Annotated in this window: 15 protein-coding genes; 9 read left to right on the top strand and 6 right to left on the bottom strand. The window is 62.4% G+C overall.

Translation table 11 applies throughout. From position 1 onward, the window contains the following. Positions 1-43 precede the first annotated feature (43 nt). The 3 genes from CPI83_RS25800 to CPI83_RS25785 form a co-directional block, all read right to left on the bottom strand. Positions 44-406: a hypothetical protein gene (locus tag CPI83_RS25800; protein ID WP_046379759.1), complete on the bottom strand. Its 363-nt coding sequence runs from the start codon at positions 404-406 to the stop codon at positions 44-46. A 271-nt stretch (positions 407-677) separates the two neighbouring features. Beyond that, positions 678-2,657 carry an amino acid permease gene (locus CPI83_RS25790; RefSeq protein ID WP_097387927.1) on the bottom strand — a complete coding sequence of 660 codons (1,980 nt, stop codon included), beginning with the start codon at positions 2,655-2,657 and terminating at the stop codon, positions 678-680. A gap of 4 nt (positions 2,658-2,661) precedes the next feature. Continuing rightward, a complete protein-coding gene (locus tag CPI83_RS25785; RefSeq protein WP_020906062.1) occupies positions 2,662-3,480 on the bottom strand; it encodes a polysaccharide deacetylase family protein in 819 nt (272 codons plus the stop codon). A 122-nt stretch (positions 3,481-3,602) separates the two neighbouring features. Here CPI83_RS25785 and CPI83_RS25780 point away from each other — a divergent pair, with 122 nt between their 5' ends. The 3 genes from CPI83_RS25780 (at position 3,603) to CPI83_RS25775 (ending at position 6,349) form a co-directional block, all read left to right on the top strand. Further along, the gene (locus CPI83_RS25780; RefSeq protein WP_232816809.1) at positions 3,603-5,132 is read left to right on the top strand and encodes an LCP family protein; all 1,530 of its coding nucleotides are present in this window, start codon (positions 3,603-3,605) and stop codon (positions 5,130-5,132) included. Positions 5,133-5,265: 133 nt separating this feature from the next. Next, positions 5,266-5,472, top strand: coding sequence for a hypothetical protein (locus CPI83_RS30785; RefSeq protein WP_124568973.1), 207 nt, complete (start codon positions 5,266-5,268; stop codon positions 5,470-5,472). Between the two features lie 46 nt (positions 5,473-5,518). Beyond that, a complete protein-coding gene (locus CPI83_RS25775; RefSeq protein WP_021333819.1) occupies positions 5,519-6,349 on the top strand; it encodes a crotonase/enoyl-CoA hydratase family protein in 831 nt (276 codons plus the stop codon). Between the two features lie 107 nt (positions 6,350-6,456). Here the strand turns inward: CPI83_RS25775 and CPI83_RS25770 are convergent, their stop codons facing one another. Next, positions 6,457-6,948: an inorganic diphosphatase gene (locus CPI83_RS25770; RefSeq protein WP_003941181.1), complete on the bottom strand. Its 492-nt coding sequence runs from the start codon at positions 6,946-6,948 to the stop codon at positions 6,457-6,459. A 103-nt stretch (positions 6,949-7,051) separates the two neighbouring features. Here CPI83_RS25770 and dacB point away from each other — a divergent pair, with 103 nt between their 5' ends. The 5 genes from dacB (at position 7,052) to CPI83_RS25745 (ending at position 12,466) form a co-directional block, all read left to right on the top strand. Continuing rightward, on the top strand, positions 7,052-8,461 hold the full coding sequence (gene dacB / locus CPI83_RS25765; protein WP_097387925.1) for a D-alanyl-D-alanine carboxypeptidase/D-alanyl-D-alanine-endopeptidase: 1,410 nt from the start codon (positions 7,052-7,054) through the stop codon (positions 8,459-8,461). Beyond that, a complete protein-coding gene (locus CPI83_RS25760) occupies positions 8,461-9,534 on the top strand; it encodes a zinc-dependent metalloprotease (RefSeq protein ID WP_097387924.1) in 1,074 nt (357 codons plus the stop codon). The genes dacB and CPI83_RS25760 overlap by 1 nt, the downstream gene beginning before the upstream one ends. Continuing rightward, positions 9,535-10,512: a tRNA lysidine(34) synthetase TilS gene (tilS, locus tag CPI83_RS25755; RefSeq protein WP_097387923.1), complete on the top strand. Its 978-nt coding sequence runs from the start codon at positions 9,535-9,537 to the stop codon at positions 10,510-10,512. Positions 10,513-10,515: 3 nt separating this feature from the next. Continuing rightward, positions 10,516-11,070, top strand: a complete 555-nt coding sequence (gene hpt, locus CPI83_RS25750; RefSeq protein ID WP_019746778.1) for a hypoxanthine phosphoribosyltransferase — start codon at positions 10,516-10,518, stop codon at positions 11,068-11,070. Between the two features lie 781 nt (positions 11,071-11,851). Continuing rightward, positions 11,852-12,466: a DUF2510 domain-containing protein gene (locus CPI83_RS25745; RefSeq protein WP_097387922.1), complete on the top strand. Its 615-nt coding sequence runs from the start codon at positions 11,852-11,854 to the stop codon at positions 12,464-12,466. 359 nt (positions 12,467-12,825) lie between these two features. Here CPI83_RS25745 and CPI83_RS25740 read toward each other — a convergent pair whose 3' ends face one another. Both CPI83_RS25740 and CPI83_RS25735 read right to left on the bottom strand, forming a co-directional pair. Further along, a complete protein-coding gene (locus CPI83_RS25740; RefSeq protein WP_097387921.1) occupies positions 12,826-14,235 on the bottom strand; it encodes an acyl-CoA synthetase in 1,410 nt (469 codons plus the stop codon). A gap of 28 nt (positions 14,236-14,263) precedes the next feature. Next, entirely contained in the window at positions 14,264-15,604 is a 1,341-nt protein-coding gene (locus tag CPI83_RS25735; RefSeq protein ID WP_003945503.1) for an SLC13 family permease, read from the bottom strand. Positions 15,605-15,703: 99 nt separating this feature from the next. Between CPI83_RS25735 and CPI83_RS25730 the strand changes: the two genes are divergently transcribed. After that, positions 15,704-16,351: a GntR family transcriptional regulator gene (locus CPI83_RS25730; RefSeq protein ID WP_007727006.1), complete on the top strand. Its 648-nt coding sequence runs from the start codon at positions 15,704-15,706 to the stop codon at positions 16,349-16,351. The last annotated feature ends 23 nt before the right edge of the window (positions 16,352-16,374 follow it).

Here is a 16,374-nt window from a genome sequence, read left to right as displayed (position 1 = left end):
ACAGAAGTGCAACAGACGTTTTCGACGGCTGAGTTCGGTCGCACTACGTCGTGGGCAGTGACGAATCCCCGTGGTGACCAGTGGCTATGACGACCACCTGAACAACAGCGTCTTCAGGCATCTCGGGGTAGTAGTTGGCCCGGAGTTGTGTTGCGAAATTCGTCATGTCGGTGCCGGGTGGCTGGCGAGCTGCTAGCGGCGACAGATGAGCGAGATCGTACGTTTCTACAGCGGTGACCTGTCCTGCAAGGGGGCGGGCGGTCGGGTGATTATCGAAGATGAAAATTGCCGGCCCTTCGTGTATGTCTTCGCGCCAGCGGACGGTGGAAACTTTCGCGCCAGAAACCACTGCCGTGTAATGCTTCTGATCAAAGTGCACGGTTTGAGCAGGCGCGCCGGTCGTCATGTTCGTATTCTCCACTAAGCGTCTGCTCCGGAACATAGATCGAACGAAGAATCGCGTTCAACCACTCCCCGCCCGGTAAGCCCGTCCTGCTCCCAACTGCTTGTCGCTGATATTCGCCGACTTCCGAGGCTGCAGATGTTCACCGGATGCGTTCTCGCAGGATGCTCGAACATCGTGGCCGAGGTCGGTTGTTCCCGAAGCAATCAACAATGCTGGCTGTGCGAGCAACGCCGCATCTGTACGCGCGTGGGCGGTCAAGGGGAGTTCCGTGTCAACCGACGTGGACGTGGGGCCGTCGGGACTGATCGGGTTCGGCGCGACGTAGAACCTCACGGGTCACCGGAGCGGTCTCGCCCTCGCCGATGAAGAGGAATCGGAGTAGGTACATGATCGGATTTCCCTCCGTCCATTCGAAGTAGACGTCGGGAATCACGCCGGTGATGTCCCTCGTCCGCAGGAGAACCGCCGCAATGGTGTTGGGGACGGCAGGACTGTCGACCCAGAGAATCCGGTGCTCACCGCGCTGTCGTCCGTGGACGAGGAGGTCGGTGCTGAATTCGGAGGAGTCTGTGACGTTGACTTCGATGAAGATGATCGACTCCGCCTCCGGGATGTTGCTTTCGGCGCGCTGCTGCGATTCCTTCTGCCGATACTCGTCCTCGTCGAGACGATCGACGTCGTGCGCCACCATCGCGAGGTAACCCTTCTCGGCTGCCTCGGCGATGAATTGCAGTGCAGTCTCGTCGAATTCGACAGAGGTTGCCCGTAGTTCGAAGGCTCGCGAGATCCGGGAAAGGAAGGACACCACCATGATCGCGGCGATGAAGAACGATGCGACTTTCACACCGTCCGGGCGTTCGAAGATGTTCGCGATCGTCGTGTAGACGAACAAAACTGCAACAAAACTGAACCCCACGAACAGTTTTCGCTGACCGTGCTTGCGAGCGGACAGGGCAACGGCGACGGTCGCCGACGAGATGAGCACGAGGACACCGGTTGCGTACGCGGAACTCTGAGCGTCGACACCGGCGTCGAAGTAGATCGTGACAGTGATGGCGATGACGCTGAACACGAGGACCAGCGGACGCACGGCGCGGGCCCACGACGGCGCCATGCCGTAGCGGGGGAGATACCTCGGAACAAGATTGAGCAACCCTGCCATTGCCGATGCACCGGCAAACCAGAGGATCAGGATCGTGCTGAGATCGTAGACAGTTCCGAAGATCTCACCCAGATAGTCGTGCGCGAGGAAGGCAAGCGCGCGACCGTTGGCAGCGCCTCCGGGCTGGAACTCGTTTTCTGGGATCAGGATGGTAGTGACCAGGCTCGACGTCAGCAGGAATCCGCTCATGATCAGCGCCGCCGTGGTGAGCAGCCGCCGTGCACCTTTGATGCGGCCACGTGGATTCTGTTCCGTGTCGTGCGGATCGCCCTTGATCTGCGGCATGACCGCGACGCCGGTTTCGAAGCCGGACAGACCGAGAGCCAACTTCGGGAAGACGATCAGCGCGATCAGGATCATCATCGCCGGATTTCCGTGCTCGGTGGTCATGGCGCGCGTCCAGTCGGTGACCAACGACGGCGCAGTCACGATGTGCCACAAACCTACGGAGATGACCACCACGTTCAAGGCGAGGTAGACGGCGACCAATCCGACCGCGATACCGATCGCTTCGGTGAATCCGCGGAGGAATACCGCAGCGAGGAGCGCGAGCAGAACCAGGGTGACGGCGACGGTGTGTCCGGAGAGAAAGGTTGGAGCAAAAGGGTTCTCGACGAGGTGCGCCGTGGCATCGGCAGCCGAGAGCGTCATAGTGATGAGGAAATCGGTGGCCGCGAAGCCGAGAAGCACGAGAACGAAGATCTTGCCGCGCCACTTGGGCAGCAGCTTTTCGAGCATGGCGATCGAACCCTCGCCATGCGGACTCTCGCGAGCCACTCGCCGGTAGACCGGGAGCGCACCGAAGAGTGTCAGCAGGATCAATACGACTGTCGCGATGGGAGCCAACGTGCCGGCCGCCAGTGCCGCGATACCGGGTTGGTAACCGAGAGTGGAGAAGTAATCGACACCCGTCAGGCACATCACCTTCCACCACGGGTGGCGCTTCTCCTTCTTCGGCGCCATCCGGTGTGGCCCCAGATGTCCGGCTGGTTCCTCGGTGATGTCCGCGAGCAGCCAGGCCTCGGTGCGTTGTTTCACAGACGGAGCCGTGTTGTCGGCCGGGACCTCGTTGTCGGCTGCGGTCACCACGGCGTCACGGCTTCAGATAGACATCGTTGAGCGTGACGGTCCGCAGGTTCCGGCTCCGGATTAGGTCCACCAGTTGCGGATACACGTGGGTCACGGGCAGATAGTTGAGGTGTCCGATCACGATGGCCCCCGGATTGAAGTACTGGTTCGCCATCTGCAGGATGTACTCCTCGGTGATCAACGAAGAATCCGACAGCGACCCGTACCAGAGGGTGGGCACGGTGTAGCCGACGCTCGCGGCCACGGAATCGACTGTCGCGTTGTGCCTTCCGTACGGCGGACGATAGTACGGCGCCGCGTCCACGCCGTAGGTGTTGCGCAGGAACGTGCCGTTCTTCGTCAGCTCGTCGGCGATCTGCTGCTTCGACACTGACGTCAGATCCGGGTGCGAGTAGGTGTGATTGCCGAGCTGAATTTGTCCGCTCTCGACAAGAGGTCTGAGAAGTCCGGCGTTTTCGGTCCACGAGTTGTATTGCCCGTTGACGAAGTACGTCAAACGGATGCCGGTGTCTTTTGCGAACTGTGTGTAGAGGCGCACGACTTCGGAGCTGGCTCCGTCGTCAACCGTCAGGGCAAACAGATCTCCGCCGCCGGGCAGGGCGGTCAACGATCCGCCGGCGGGCAGCGGCACCCGGGCAGACGGCGGTGGAGGCGGCAGCAAGGCAGGCGGGAGATTCGGAACAGCGGCGGGGTCTGCTGGCTCGTCGGCTGCGGCGACCGCCGTCCCGACCGAACGTGACGAACAAGCGGTTCCCATGGTCACCGCGGCGGTTCCGGTCAGAGTTGCTGCTGCGAGGGCACTGAGGAAGCGTCGGCGGTCCACAGGGCGGAGCCTAGAGCAGATTCGCCCAATTCGGACTTCATTCTCAGCGTTCTTTCAGCGAATGACCAGCCGTGTCCGGTATCGACAGGTTCTACTCAGGAACGGTGGATAGCGTGTCGGCCGTGGAACCGCGACCTCGACACTCGGCAACCAGGCACAGGCGTAGGCGTCAACCGCAGCGGTCGACGCTCTCGGTAGGGCGCAAGCTGGCGGCGGCATCCCTGTCGACGACGATTCTGGTGGGCGTCGGAATCGGGTGGTACGTGCAGTCGGATCTGACGTCGGGGCTGTACCGGTCGGATGCGCTCTCCGCCCTCGGCGACGACGCCGGCAGTTCACTCGACGGGGATACCAACATTTTGTTGATCGGTCTCGACAGTCGCAAGGCGATGGACGGCAGCGATCTGCCGGCAGAGTTCGTCACCGACAAGTTGCACGCAGGGGATAGCGATGTGGGTGGGTACAACACGAACACGCTTATCCTGCTCCATGTTCCGGGCGATGGTGGCAAGGCCAGTGCGGTGGCAATTCCACGCGACGATTACGTCGCGGTACCCGGCTATGGAATGGCCAAGATCAAGGAAGCCTACGGAATGGCGAAGGCTGATGCGGACGCCAAACTCGTAGCGGACGGTGTGACGGATCCTGCTGCACGAGAACAGCAAGCGCGTGAAGTCGGTCGGCGGTCGACACTGACCACCGTGCAGAATCTGCTCAAGGTTCCGATCGATCACTTTGCCGAAGTGAACCTGATGGGCTTCTATGACGTCGTCTCGGCTATCGGCCCTGTTCAGGTGTGCCTCAACAATCCGGTGCAGGACGATTTCTCGGGCGCCAACTTCCCGGCGGGGGTTCAGACTCTCGATGCGTCACAGGCACTTTCGTTTGTCCGTCAACGCCACGGCCTGGACAACGGGGACTTGGATCGCACCCACCGGCAGCAGGCTTTCATCAGCGCGGTGATCGCCAACTTGAAGGGCTCCGGCGTCATCGGAAACATTCCGAAGATGACGGCACTGGCCGACGTGGTGAAGAAGGACGTGGTGATCGATTCCGCCATGGATCCCGTCCGATTCGCTTCTCAGGCAAGCGCTCTCGCGGGTGGGAACATCGACTTCTACACCCTGCCCATCGAGGGATACGAGACCGTCGACGGCCAGGACGTCAACATGGTCGATCCGGCGCGTCTGCGTATCGAAGTGTCGCGGATCTTCGCGGGAGGTGACTCGGCATCTGCACCTGCGATGGACACCGCTGTCTCGACCGGGAACGAAGTTGTGGATATCCGCAACGGAACCGCGACGGACGGGTTGGGCGCCGCGTTGGCAGCGGCGATGAAAGCGTCGGGAGTCGAAGTCGGAGAGGTGAGCACCGCAGCTGCGACGGCAAAGTCGGTGGTCAGCTATGGAGTCGGCGCCAAAGCCGTCGCAGAGGCGCTGGCCGAGCAGTTGGGCGTGGCCGCAGTGCCGAACGAGCAGGCAGCGGCCGAATCAGTGTCTGTACTGATCGGTGAGGACAATGCGCAGACCGTGTTCTCGGCCGCTCCGGCGCAGTCGGACTCCTCGGTATCCGCCGGCACAGTTCCCGACACGGGAGCACAGGGATCACCTATCCGAGCCGACGCGAATGGCGGCATCCCCTGTGTGGACTAACTCTCAGGTAATTCGCACCAAACTCACGCTGACTTCTTCGATCTGCGGGTCTACATTGGAGAAGTCGAACTCAGTCGGGTACTTCACCTTTGGGGTACCTGACTGAGATTGCGTAGTTGAAAGGATCACCGACATGGCTACAACAGCAGCGGTACAGAATCCGACACGCTCACGTGCCAGGACCATGTCCTTGTCCGAGTACGTGGCAGAGCATCCGGCGCAGCGCGTTTTCCCGCCCACGAGTGAGCGGGCGGCCAGGATGGCGATGCTCATCATGTTCGCCCTGATGGCCGTCACCCTCGTCGTACTGGTACTTGACGAGGCAGGAATCTTCGGATGAAGGCAGCGGTCTTCGGCTGAGCCCGACCTTTAGTTACTCTTGAGTAATGACTGAACAGAAGAGCTGGAATGCGTTCACCGTCGAGCGCGAAGACAACATCGCCCAGGTGACGCTGATCGGGCCGAGCAAGGGCAACGCGATGGGGCCGGATTTCTGGAATGAACTCCCCGAAATCTTCGCCGACCTCGACGCCGATCCCGAGGTGCGTGCAATCGTCATCGCCGGTTCCGGCAAGCACTTCTCGTTCGGCCTGGACCTGCCGGCGATGAGCGGTGAATTCGGTGCCGTCCTCGCGGACAAGGCTCAGGCAGGCCCGCGCACCAAGTTCCACGACATGATCAAGCGCATGCAGTCGGGCATCAATGCCGTCGCAGACTGCCGCAAGCCCGTCGTCGCAGCTGTTCAGGGCTGGTGCATCGGCGGCGGCGTCGACCTCATCACGGCGGCGGACATCCGCTACGCAAGTGCCGATGCCAAGTTCAGCATCCGCGAGGTCAAGGTCGCGATCGTCGCAGACATGGGCAGCCTCGCGCGTCTGCCCGCGATCATCGGCGACGGACACCTGCGTGAGTTGGCTCTGACCGGCAAGGACATCGACGCAGCGCGCGCCGAGAAGATCGGCCTCGTCAACGACGTTTTCGAAGATGCCGACGCGGTACTGGCCGCGGCGCGCGCGACCGCCAAGGAGATTGCGCTCAATCCGCCGCTCGTGGTCCACGGGATCAAGGACGTGCTCGATCACACCCGCAGCGCGAGCGTGAACGACAGCCTTCGCTACGTCGCAGCCTGGAACGCGGCGTTCCTGCCGTCGCAGGATCTGACCGAGGCCATCACCGCCGTCTTCCAGAAGCGCCCGCCAGTCTTCCAGGGTGAGTAGAAACTGCAAGGGTGAGTAGGAACTGCAAGGGCGAGTAAAAACAGCACAAAAAATCCCCGCACATCTTCCGATGTGCGGGGATTTTCGTAAGGCCTGAGAACTTGAGCTCAGTGACCGCCGTTGGCAGCGAGACGCTTGATCGAAGCCTCGATCTCGGCCTCTGCCTCGGCGCGGCCGACCCAGTTGGCTGCCTCGACGTGCTTGTTCGGCTCGAGGTCCTTGTAGTGGACGAAGAAGTGCTTGATCGCATCGAGCTCGAACTGTGAGATGTCACCCAGATCCTGGATGTGATCCCAGCGGGGGTCACCGGCCGGAACGCAGAGGACCTTGTCGTCTCCGCCGGCCTCGTCGACCATCTTGAACATCGCGACTGCGCGAGCCTCGACGATGACGCCGGGGAAGACCGACTCGGGGAGCAGGACCATGGCGTCGAGCGGATCGCCGTCCTCACCCAGGGTGTTTTCGATGAAGCCGTAGTCGGCCGGGTAGCCGAAAGCTGTGTAGAGGTAGCGATCGAGTTTGACGCGACCGGTTACGTGGTCGACCTCGTACTTGTTGCGCTGACCCTTGGGGATCTCGATGGTGACGTCGAACTCCACGCCGATTCCTCGCTGTCGTGTCGGTAATGATTCGTCGGAAGGATATCGGGTCAAGGATAAGGTTGCCTGACCACCCAGTAGGCAGAGCACAGACGGAGGGGCGTTGGCGGGCCAAGGAAAGAAGAAGATCGGCTCGTTGGAAGAGAGTCGACGGCGTAACTTCCGCATCCTTCTGGCGGTCGGTGCAGTGGTTGTACTGGCCGTCGCCGGAGTTGTCGTCGTGAAACTCGGTACGTCGAACGACACCGCGGGCAGCGCGACCGTGACTACGTCGCCGCAGCCTGCGCTCGTGACGCCGTCACCTCAGGTGGTGCCCGTCCCGACGGACGCACCGATCCCGAGCGCGTCGGGAATCGCAGCGGCGATCGGCCCGGCCGTGGCCAACCCGGATCTGGGGAAGTTCACCGGAGTAGTCGCTGATGCGCTCACCGGAAACATTCTGTGGAGCGCAGACCCGTCGACGCCGATGACACCTGCGTCCACGACGAAGGTGCTGACCGCATCGGCGGCACTGCTGAAGCTGCCGCTCGACCACCGGCTGGCCACGACGGTGGTCCCCGGAGCGAGCCCCGGGCAGGTCGTTCTGGTCGGCGGCGGTGACCCGACGCTGACGGCGACGCCGAAGGGGCAGAGCGGGTACTACGCCAACGCAGCGCACATCGCGGATCTCGTCGACCAGATCAAGGCTGCCGGTATGCCGGTGACCAGCGTCGTGGTGGACTCGAGTTTGTTCAAGGGCGACAACATGGCCACCGGGTGGTACCCCGCTGACATCGCGGCCGGTTACATCACCCCGATCGAATCGGTGATGATCGAAGGTGGTCGGTACGACGGCACTCAAGACGAGTCGCCGCGTTCGGAAACGCCCGCGTTGGACGCGGGCAAGGTGCTCGCTCAGGCCCTCGGTGTCGATCCCGCCAACGTGAGTCTCGGCGCGGCGCCTGCCGGTGCCAAGCCGATCGCCACCGTGCAGTCGGCGCCGCTGAGCGACCGACTGCTGCAGATGATGGAACATTCCGACAACGTGCTCGCCGAGACCATCGGGCGTGAGGTCGCGATTGCCTCCGGAATCGAAGCCTCGTTCACCGGAGCCGTCGACGCGACCGGCAAGACCTTGCAGGCCGCCGGGTTCGACTACACCGGAGTTTCGCTGCACGATTCCAGCGGACTTTCCGTCGACGATCTCATTCCCGCTCAGGTACTCGATCGCGTCATGACGGCTGCGGCCGGTGACGGTGATCCGAAACTGCGTCCGCTGCTGGACTACCTTCCGGTGGCCGGCGGAACAGGAAGTTTGTCCGACCGCTACGCGTCCGGAAACCGAACCGGTGCGGGTTGGGTACGGGCCAAGACGGGAACTCTCTCGACGGCCAGCGCGTTGTCAGGGTTCGTGGTCGATCAGAACGGGCGAGTGCTCACCTTTGCACTGATGTCCAATGACCGGCCGCCAGAAGTGAGCCGTCCTGCCCTGGACGCGATTGCCGGAGCATTGAGGAATTGCGGGTGCCAATAGTGGCCGAAAAGACTCCACAAGATGATGAAGCCTCGGCTCCGCTCGGTGGTGCCGTCGACTGGAGTCTTGCCGCCAAAGCCGGGATAAACCTGGCGCGCGGCGGCCCCGCGATGTCTCGCTACACGGCCGAGACGGCAACCGCAGAACTCGCCGAAGCGTCCAAGCGCGCAGAACTGCCGGTTCGTGAAGTGACCGGTTTGGCCGACGGTCTACCGGTCCCGGCCGCTGACGTGCTGGACCGGGCCGGGTGGATCACGGCGGCCTCGCGGTCGATGGCGCATCTCACCGGCGCCGACCCTGACGGCAGTGGCAATCTCATCGTCGGAAAGCCGGCGGGCTTGCAGGCCGGCGCCATGCTGGCGTACCTGTCTTCGGCGATCCTCGGGCAGTACGACCCGTTCACCGGCGAGCACGGCACCCTGCTTCTGGTCACACCGAACATCGTCTCCGTCGAACGGTCCCTTCGGCTGAATCCGAGTGACTTCCGGTTGTGGGTCTGCCTGCACGAGGTCACTCACCGGGTTCAGTTCTCGTCCTCACCGTGGCTAGCGGAGTACATGAAGGAATCCGTCGAAACGCTTGGTGCGACGGTGGACGAGTCGATGACCGACGTTGTCGGGCGCCTTGCTGCAGAGCTGCGCTCGCGGAAGGAACCCGACTCCAGTGACGGTGCGACGGCGGGCGGGATCATCGGCCTGCTGCGTGCTTCGCAGGCGGAACCCCAGCGTGACGCGCTGGATCGGATGCTCGTACTCGGCACCCTCCTCGAAGGGCATGCAGACCACGTGATGGACGCCGTCGGCCCCGCAGTGGTGCCGTCGGTGGCAACTATCCGCGCGGCCTTCGACAAGCGTCGGCAACGCAAGTCCAACCCCGTGCAGCGGATCATCAAGATGCTTCTCGGCATGGACGCCAAGATGGCGCAGTACGTGCGTGGCAAGGCCTTCGTCGACGCGGTAGTTCTCAAGGTCGGCATGGAGCAGTTCAACACCATCTGGACCGGGCCCGAGACCTTGCCGTTGCTCGACGAGATCGACAATCCCGACGCGTGGGTAAAGCGCGTTCTCGGCTAGATGCTGCTGCCTGAGACGCCTGCCCTCCTGGCGCTGCGACAGGCCGTGCGGGCATGGACGGTCGCATTCGAGCCACGACGCCGTGTGGTCGTCGCCCTGTCCGGGGGCGCCGATTCATTGGCGTTGACCGCAGCAGCGGTGGCGGAAACCGATTCTGTCGACGCGTTGATCGTGGACCATCGGCTGCAGCCTGGTTCTGATGCCGTCGCGCGCTCGGCCGCAGACCAGGCGCTGGCGCTGGGTTGCCGGACCGCGACGGTGCTGACCGTCGACGTAGCCGAAGGTGGGAGTCTCGAAGCCGCTGCGCGTGAGGCTCGGTACAGCGCTCTGCGCGACGCCAGGACTGACCTCCCGGTTCTGCTCGGACACACGCTCGACGATCAAGCAGAGACCGTCCTTCTCGGACTGTCCCGCGGGTCCGGTGGGCGATCGATTCAGGGTATGGCTGCATTCGATGCTCCCTGGGGACGGCCGCTTCTCGGCATCCGTCGGTCGGTGACCAGGGCGGCCTGCGTCGACCTGGGCATCACGCCGTGGGAGGACCCCCACAACAACAATCCCGAGTTCACTCGCGTGCGTCTGCGGCACGAGGCGTTGCCGCTGCTCGAAGAAATTCTCGGCGGGGGAGTTGCCGAGGCGTTGGCCCGAACCGCGACGCAGTTGCGTGAGGACGGCGAGGCGCTCGACGAGTACGCCGAGGCCCTACTTCTACGGGCTGTCGTCGACGGGGAAGTGGAAGTGGACACACTTGCCGAAGCGCCCACCGCAATCCGCCGACGCGCTCTGCGAGCCTGGCTGCTGCAGGGCGGCGCAAAAGCATTGACGGACAAACAGTTACGGGCGGTCGACGCCCTTGTGATCGACTTGCGGGGGCAAGGCGGCGTCGCGATCGGGGGCGGAACACCGGAGGCGAGGTTGGTGGCGGCCCGGCGACGTGGCAGGCTGATCCTCGGATTCGAAGACCGACGAAGGGTTTGACGCGTGTACGAGGGCGACATCGCATCGGTACTGATCTCCGAAGAACAGATCCGTGCACGAACGGCGGAACTGGCTGAGGAAATCGCCAAGCGTTACCCGGCAGGCGCCCCCGAAGGGGATCTCCTGCTGATCGGCGTCCTCAAGGGAGCGGTCTTCTTCATGACCGACTTCGCCCGCGCCCTGCCGATCCCGTCGCAGATGGAATTCATGGCCGTCAGCTCCTATGGATCCTCGACCTCGTCTTCGGGCGTCGTCCGCATCCTCAAGGACCTCGACAAGGACATTGCCGGTCGCCACGTGCTGATCGTCGAGGACATCATCGACTCCGGTCTCACGCTGTCGTGGTTGATGCGCAACCTCAAGACGCGTAACCCCGCTTCGCTCGAGGTCGTCACATTGCTCCGCAAACCGGACGCGGTCAAGATCGACGTCGACGTCCGCGACGTGGGCTTCGACATCCCCAACGAGTTCGTCGTCGGTTACGGCCTCGACTACGCCGAGCGGTACCGCGATCTGCCGTACATCGGCACCCTGGACCCTGAGGTCTACGGCGGCTGAGCCTGCTCGCGCCTGGAGTGCGGCTCAGGCGCGGACCCTGGGCAAGACATCGTCGTGCTCCAAATGGTTTCGTGTCGGGGCGCTGAGCGGTTCGTTCCAGTTTTGTGTTGGGATCGGGATGGATTTGATTTCCGAGTTGTGAACTGACGTGGATAACGCAGCTGCATCCCTGCGTGGCATACCAAATTGCTGTGAAGTGGTTCAATTCGCAGATCAGCGAATGGTGTCCCGGCGATTTCCGTTGAGGCATCTCGAAGTTCCTGCTGACGTGTCCACGGCTACGGCTACGGCCACAGACTCGAAGCATGGCGATGTCACGTGTCTCCGACAAGCCGCGATGCTTGAACGTACCCATAAAACACGCAAATTCCGCGTCGACGGATTGATCTCTCGATCAATCGCCGATGGTAGGCGTAGCGATGCGCTTTCGACGGCTCCTCATATTTTGGCCGTGCTGGCAAGTTCATCGACGGCGTACGGCTGAAGTCGGGGTACTCGCCGACTAGGTGCTGCGGTTAGGTGAGTTTCGTTCTGGAAAAGGCGAGGTAGTAGGTCCAAGGCTCGTCCTTTGTTCCGATAGGGTGGCGCTCGATCTCCAAAACTGGACGGTTTGTCGGTATCACTCTCTATTCTGATTGAACTAACGAAATCCGTTTCAGCGGACCGGTCCCGAACGCGTTGCATTCAAGATTTATGGATGGGACAGATTCGCTAATTTTGGCAATTTCCAACCACACCCACCAGTGTGATCGGTTCTATCCAGGAATGAAGGAGCACGACGATGTCCGAGCCATCTGACCAGATACCCGCGGGCTGGTACCCAGATCCAGCGGGCGGTCAACGTTACTGGGATGGGACAAAGTGGCTACCCCTGCCTGCGCCGGATTCGAAGGACTCGCCCACATCGCGAAAGCGGCCACCGAAGAAGGTTTTGATAGCGGCGCTGGCGATTGTTCTTCTCGCGGCGGTCGGCGGGACAGTCTGGAAACTGTCCCATGATTCCAACGTGAAGGCTGAGCGGGATGCAGCGGCAGCGGCGGTTCAGTTGGCGGCCGATGAAGAAGCTGCCCGCGTTGCCGCCGAAAAATCCGCTCAGGAGAGTAAGGATGCTAGCGAACGCGCCCGACGTATCTTGGCGGTGACCAATATTGAAAGCAGCGTCAAGAAAATGGCTGAGGATCACGTTACGAAAGGGTTTATGGACGGTCCGATTATTTCGGTGTCCTGTTCCCCTGTCGGGGGTGGTTCGACTGATGACCTATCTGAAAAAACCACGGTCTTTGAGTGCTTCGCAGCCAACGAGAATAAGGGCGACGGCATGATGAGTGGATACAAGTACCACGCGACGATGAACTGGAGTTCTGGAGAGTTCACCTACGGACTTGGGAAGCCCTGATTCGTAAGGCATCGAATCCCTTGGACGCTTACCGTCGAAGAGATGCTGCAATCGAGTTCACGGGCGGTAGGTAGTTTATCTAGCTCAGCTTCGTTTGGTTTCAAGGTTGATGGCTGACTTTGACCTACGCAGGGAGCTGGCAAGGTAACCATCCTCGTAGAGGGTGCGATCGGGTCCTCGGCGATTCGTGAAAACGAAAAGACTTCCGCGAGTGACGGGGCAGCCTGGCGGCAAACTGTGCGAGTGCGAGTGAGAACCTTGAGGCGCATCGGTGCTGTACCGCCGTCTCGATGCTGGTATCGGGTGCGGTCGTGCAGAACTCACGACCGCACCGCGTCGATTGCGCAAGCGAGTTGCCTTCAGAGCGTCAGCAGCTTCTTCTGGACTTTGCCCATAGCGTTGCGGGGCAAGCTGTCCACCAGACAAACCTGACGAGGGCGCTTGTGGATCGACAGTGATTCGGCGACGAAGTCCGAAACCACCGCGCAGTCAGCTACGTCCCCGACGATGAATGCGACTATGCGCTGGCCGAGATCGTCGTCCGGCACACCGACGACGGCGGCCTCGCGAACGCCGGGGTATGCCAGAAGTGCCTGTTCCACCTCGCCGGCACCGATGCGGTATCCACCGGACTTGATCATGTCGACCGACTCGCGGCCGACGATGCGGTGGAATCCGCTGTCGTCGATCACCGCGATGTCGCCGGTGCGGAACCAGCCGTCCTTAGTCATGGATTCCGCTGTCTTCGAGGGGTTCCCGAGGTACTCGTCGAAGAGCACGGCTCCCGCAACTTCCAGTTGCCCAAGCTGCTCTCCGTCGTGCGCCGACAATTCGCCGTTCTCGCCGCGCAACCTCGTCCTGACTCCCGGAACGGCGTGCCCGACCCAACCCGGGCGACGTTCGCCGTCGTGCGTCGTGCTGACGGTGATGAGGGTTTCACTCATTCCGTAGCGCTCGACGGGAGCCAATCCGGTCAGCGATTTCATCCGCTCGAACAATGGAACCGGAAGTGGTGCACTTCCGGACACGAGCAAGCGCGCGGATCGCAATGCTGCTGCCGCCGAGGGCTCACCGCACACGCGTGACCAGACGGTCGGAACACCGAAGTACAACGAGCCACCCGCTGCGGCATACGAATCCGGAGTTGGTCTGACGGTATGAATCAGCGGTGAACCGACGCGCAATGCGCCCAACACGCCGAGAATCAACCCATGGACGTGGAAGAGGGGCAGTCCGTGGACGAGTGTGTCCTCCGGAGTCCAATTCCACACGTGGGCAAGTGCGTCGAGATCTGCTGCGATCGCTGCTCGCGAGAGGACGACGCCTTTCGGCGCTCCGGTGGTTCCTGAGGTGTACATGATCAGTGCGGTAGCTGCCGCGCTCGGTTCGGGATAGGACGTCGCAGATCGCGCGTGAATATCGATGGGAATCAACGGGATACTCGAATCCGACGGTCCGTCTCCGAGTATCAGTTCGGCCTGGGAATCGGCGATGATGTGCTGACGTTCGAGCGGGCCGGAGTCCGGTGGGATCGGGACCACGGCAACACCGGCGATCAGCGCGCCGGCGACGGCGACCACTGTCTCGAGGCCGGCGGCGGCTTGTACTGCCACTCGCTGTGCACCGTGGATTCGATCGGCGACCGCGGTGGCGGCGGCCAACAAGTCGGCGCGAGAGAGGGTCGCGCCTTCGCCGAAACTGACCGCCGCTCCGTGATCGTCGAAGATGCGGGGGTCGAGGGAGCGCAGAAGTGTGGATTCGCTGTTCATCGCGAGTTCCCTTTCTTTGAGCGAAGATTCAGACGGACCAGGGAACAACGAACAGCAACCAGGCGAGAATCGGCGTCACCACCATGATGGTCATGCCCCACCGCATCGTCAGCCCGAACACCACGTCGCGTTCTTCCGGAGCGGCGTTCGCCACCACCAGCGCGCCGTTGGTCGAGAACGGACTGCAATCGACCAGAGACGACGAGATTGCCAGTGCGATAACCAGGCCGGTTGCATTGACCTGGCCGGTCATGAGGAAGGGAATTGCCAAAGGGATGAGTGCACCGAGGATTCCGGTGGTGGATGCAAACGCCGACACGATCGCGCCGATCAGACAGATCAGGAACGCCGCGAGAAGTGGAATGCCCACGTGAGCTACCGAATCCCCGAGCCACTGGACGGTGTTTTGGTTCTGCAATAGGGCCACGTATGTGACGATTCCGCCGATGAGGAGGACGGTGCCCCAGCTGATCTTGTCGACGGCTCCGCGGGCGGAGGCCGGGAAGATCAGGGTGAGAAGTACCGCGACGGTCAGTGCGGTGAATCCGACGTCGAGGTCGAAGACCAAGGCGCCGAGTGCAAGTGATGCCAGCCCGAGCAGGGTGAGTCGCCGCTCGAGATTGAGTGCTCCCTCGTGCGGAGCGGTCCCACCCGAGGACTTGCCGCCACCCTTCGAGCTGTCGCCGGAACCCGAACCGGTGATGGTGTCGCCACCGCCCGACGCGTTGCCGACTGCGCTGACAAGCACGCGCTCCGAGGCGCCGCGTGCAATCAATGCGCGACCGCCGAACGAGACGTACGCGATTGCGGCAACTACGGCCGCGGCTGCGAAGGTCGAGACGAACAGCAAGGCGGGGCTGGACGGGAGGCCGTTCTGGCGCATGACGTCGTTGGTGATCACACCGAAGATTCCGATGGGGGAGAAGCTGCCCGCCGTTGCGCCCTGGACGACCATGAAGCCCATCAGCATGGGGTGGATCCGGTAGCGGGTGGCGAAGCCCATTGCCACGGGCGCGATGATGGCGACGGCAGCGGGACTGACCGCGCCCATGGCGGTGACGGCCGCGCACACCGCGAACATCGCCCACGGCACGAGGGCCACTCGTCCTCTGACCGCACGGACCGCCGCGTGAATGATCCAGTCGACCGTGCCGTTGTTTCTGGCCAGCGCGAACAGGTAGGTGACGCCGACCAGGATGACGAAGAGGCTGGCCGGGAAGCCGTCGAGGATCTCGCTGGTATCGACAGTGAAGACCAGTGTTCCGACGACGAAGGCAGCCACCAGGGCAAGCGCACCCATGTTCACCGACCTCACGGTGGATATGACGAACACCAGGACAAGTACTGACAGGGCTATTACATTTGCCATCGAACTCTCAATCCGTTCGCGACCAGCTTGTGGTCTGCATCACTTGGAATTGGCCTAGCCTCTCTGCCACTGCTCCATTTGTCAAGTACACTCCGAGGCATGAATTCGACGTCATCGCCCGGCTCGCGCTCGGGCCTGCCCGGACGATTGAAGCGTCCGCGTCTGTATGAGCAGTTGGCCGAGCACATTTCGAATTTCATCGAGGCTCAAGGCCTTTCGCCCGGCGATCGGCTTCCTCCCGAACGCAGCCTGGCTGCCGAACTCGGCGTGAGTCGAGCGTCGCTGGCTCAAGCGCTCGTGGCCCTCGAGATTCGGGGCAGAGTCGAAATCCAGCACGGTAACGGTGCGGTGATTCGCGAAGCTCCGACGCCCGACGCGGGTAGGTCTGCGGATTCGGGAGTGCGGTTGCAAGACCGAACCGTCGACGAACTGACTGCTGCCAGGGAAGCGATCATGGCCGGCCTGGCTCGGGCGGCGGCGTCGAATCCCAACGCTGCGCTTCGGGTCGCGATGTTGACCGACGACGGGACCGCGAGAAACTTCGCCGAGACATGGCGCTGCGTCAGGCACCTGGCCGGCGGCGGCTTATTGGCTGATCTCGACGACACCATCGCCAAGCAGGCAGACGTGCCCGAGTCCTCGGCGCGACTGTCTGCGCGACTCGATCAGCTCGCGCACCGGATCATCGACGGTGACCAATCGGGCGCCGCTGACGCTGTTGCGGGAATCCTCTCCGAAACGGCCTGACGAATAACGACGGACGAGCGTCG

The organism is Rhodococcus sp. H-CA8f (genome assembly GCF_002501585.1).
Classification (GTDB): Bacteria; Actinomycetota; Actinomycetes; order Mycobacteriales; family Mycobacteriaceae; genus Rhodococcus_F; species Rhodococcus_F erythropolis.
This window is presented reverse-complemented; position numbering and strand designations above follow the sequence as displayed.

What these genes read in the sequence shown, in the direction of transcription:
- CPI83_RS25730 (WP_007727006.1), top strand. Translation starts at nt 15,704, where the DNA reads ATGAATTCGACGTCATCGCCCGGCTCGCGCTCGGGCCTGCCCGGACGA.
- CPI83_RS25735 (WP_003945503.1), bottom strand. Translation starts at nt 15,604, where the DNA reads ATGGCAAATGTAATAGCCCTGTCAGTACTTGTCCTGGTGTTCGTCATA.
- tilS (WP_097387923.1), top strand. Translation starts at nt 9,535, where the DNA reads ATGCTGCTGCCTGAGACGCCTGCCCTCCTGGCGCTGCGACAGGCCGTG.
- CPI83_RS25800 (WP_046379759.1), bottom strand. Translation starts at nt 406, where the DNA reads ATGACGACCGGCGCGCCTGCTCAAACCGTGCACTTTGATCAGAAGCAT.
- CPI83_RS25745 (WP_097387922.1), top strand. Translation starts at nt 11,852, where the DNA reads ATGTCCGAGCCATCTGACCAGATACCCGCGGGCTGGTACCCAGATCCA.
- CPI83_RS25775 (WP_021333819.1), top strand. Translation starts at nt 5,519, where the DNA reads ATGACTGAACAGAAGAGCTGGAATGCGTTCACCGTCGAGCGCGAAGAC.
- CPI83_RS30785 (WP_124568973.1), top strand. Translation starts at nt 5,266, where the DNA reads ATGGCTACAACAGCAGCGGTACAGAATCCGACACGCTCACGTGCCAGG.
- CPI83_RS25740 (WP_097387921.1), bottom strand. Translation starts at nt 14,235, where the DNA reads ATGAACAGCGAATCCACACTTCTGCGCTCCCTCGACCCCCGCATCTTC.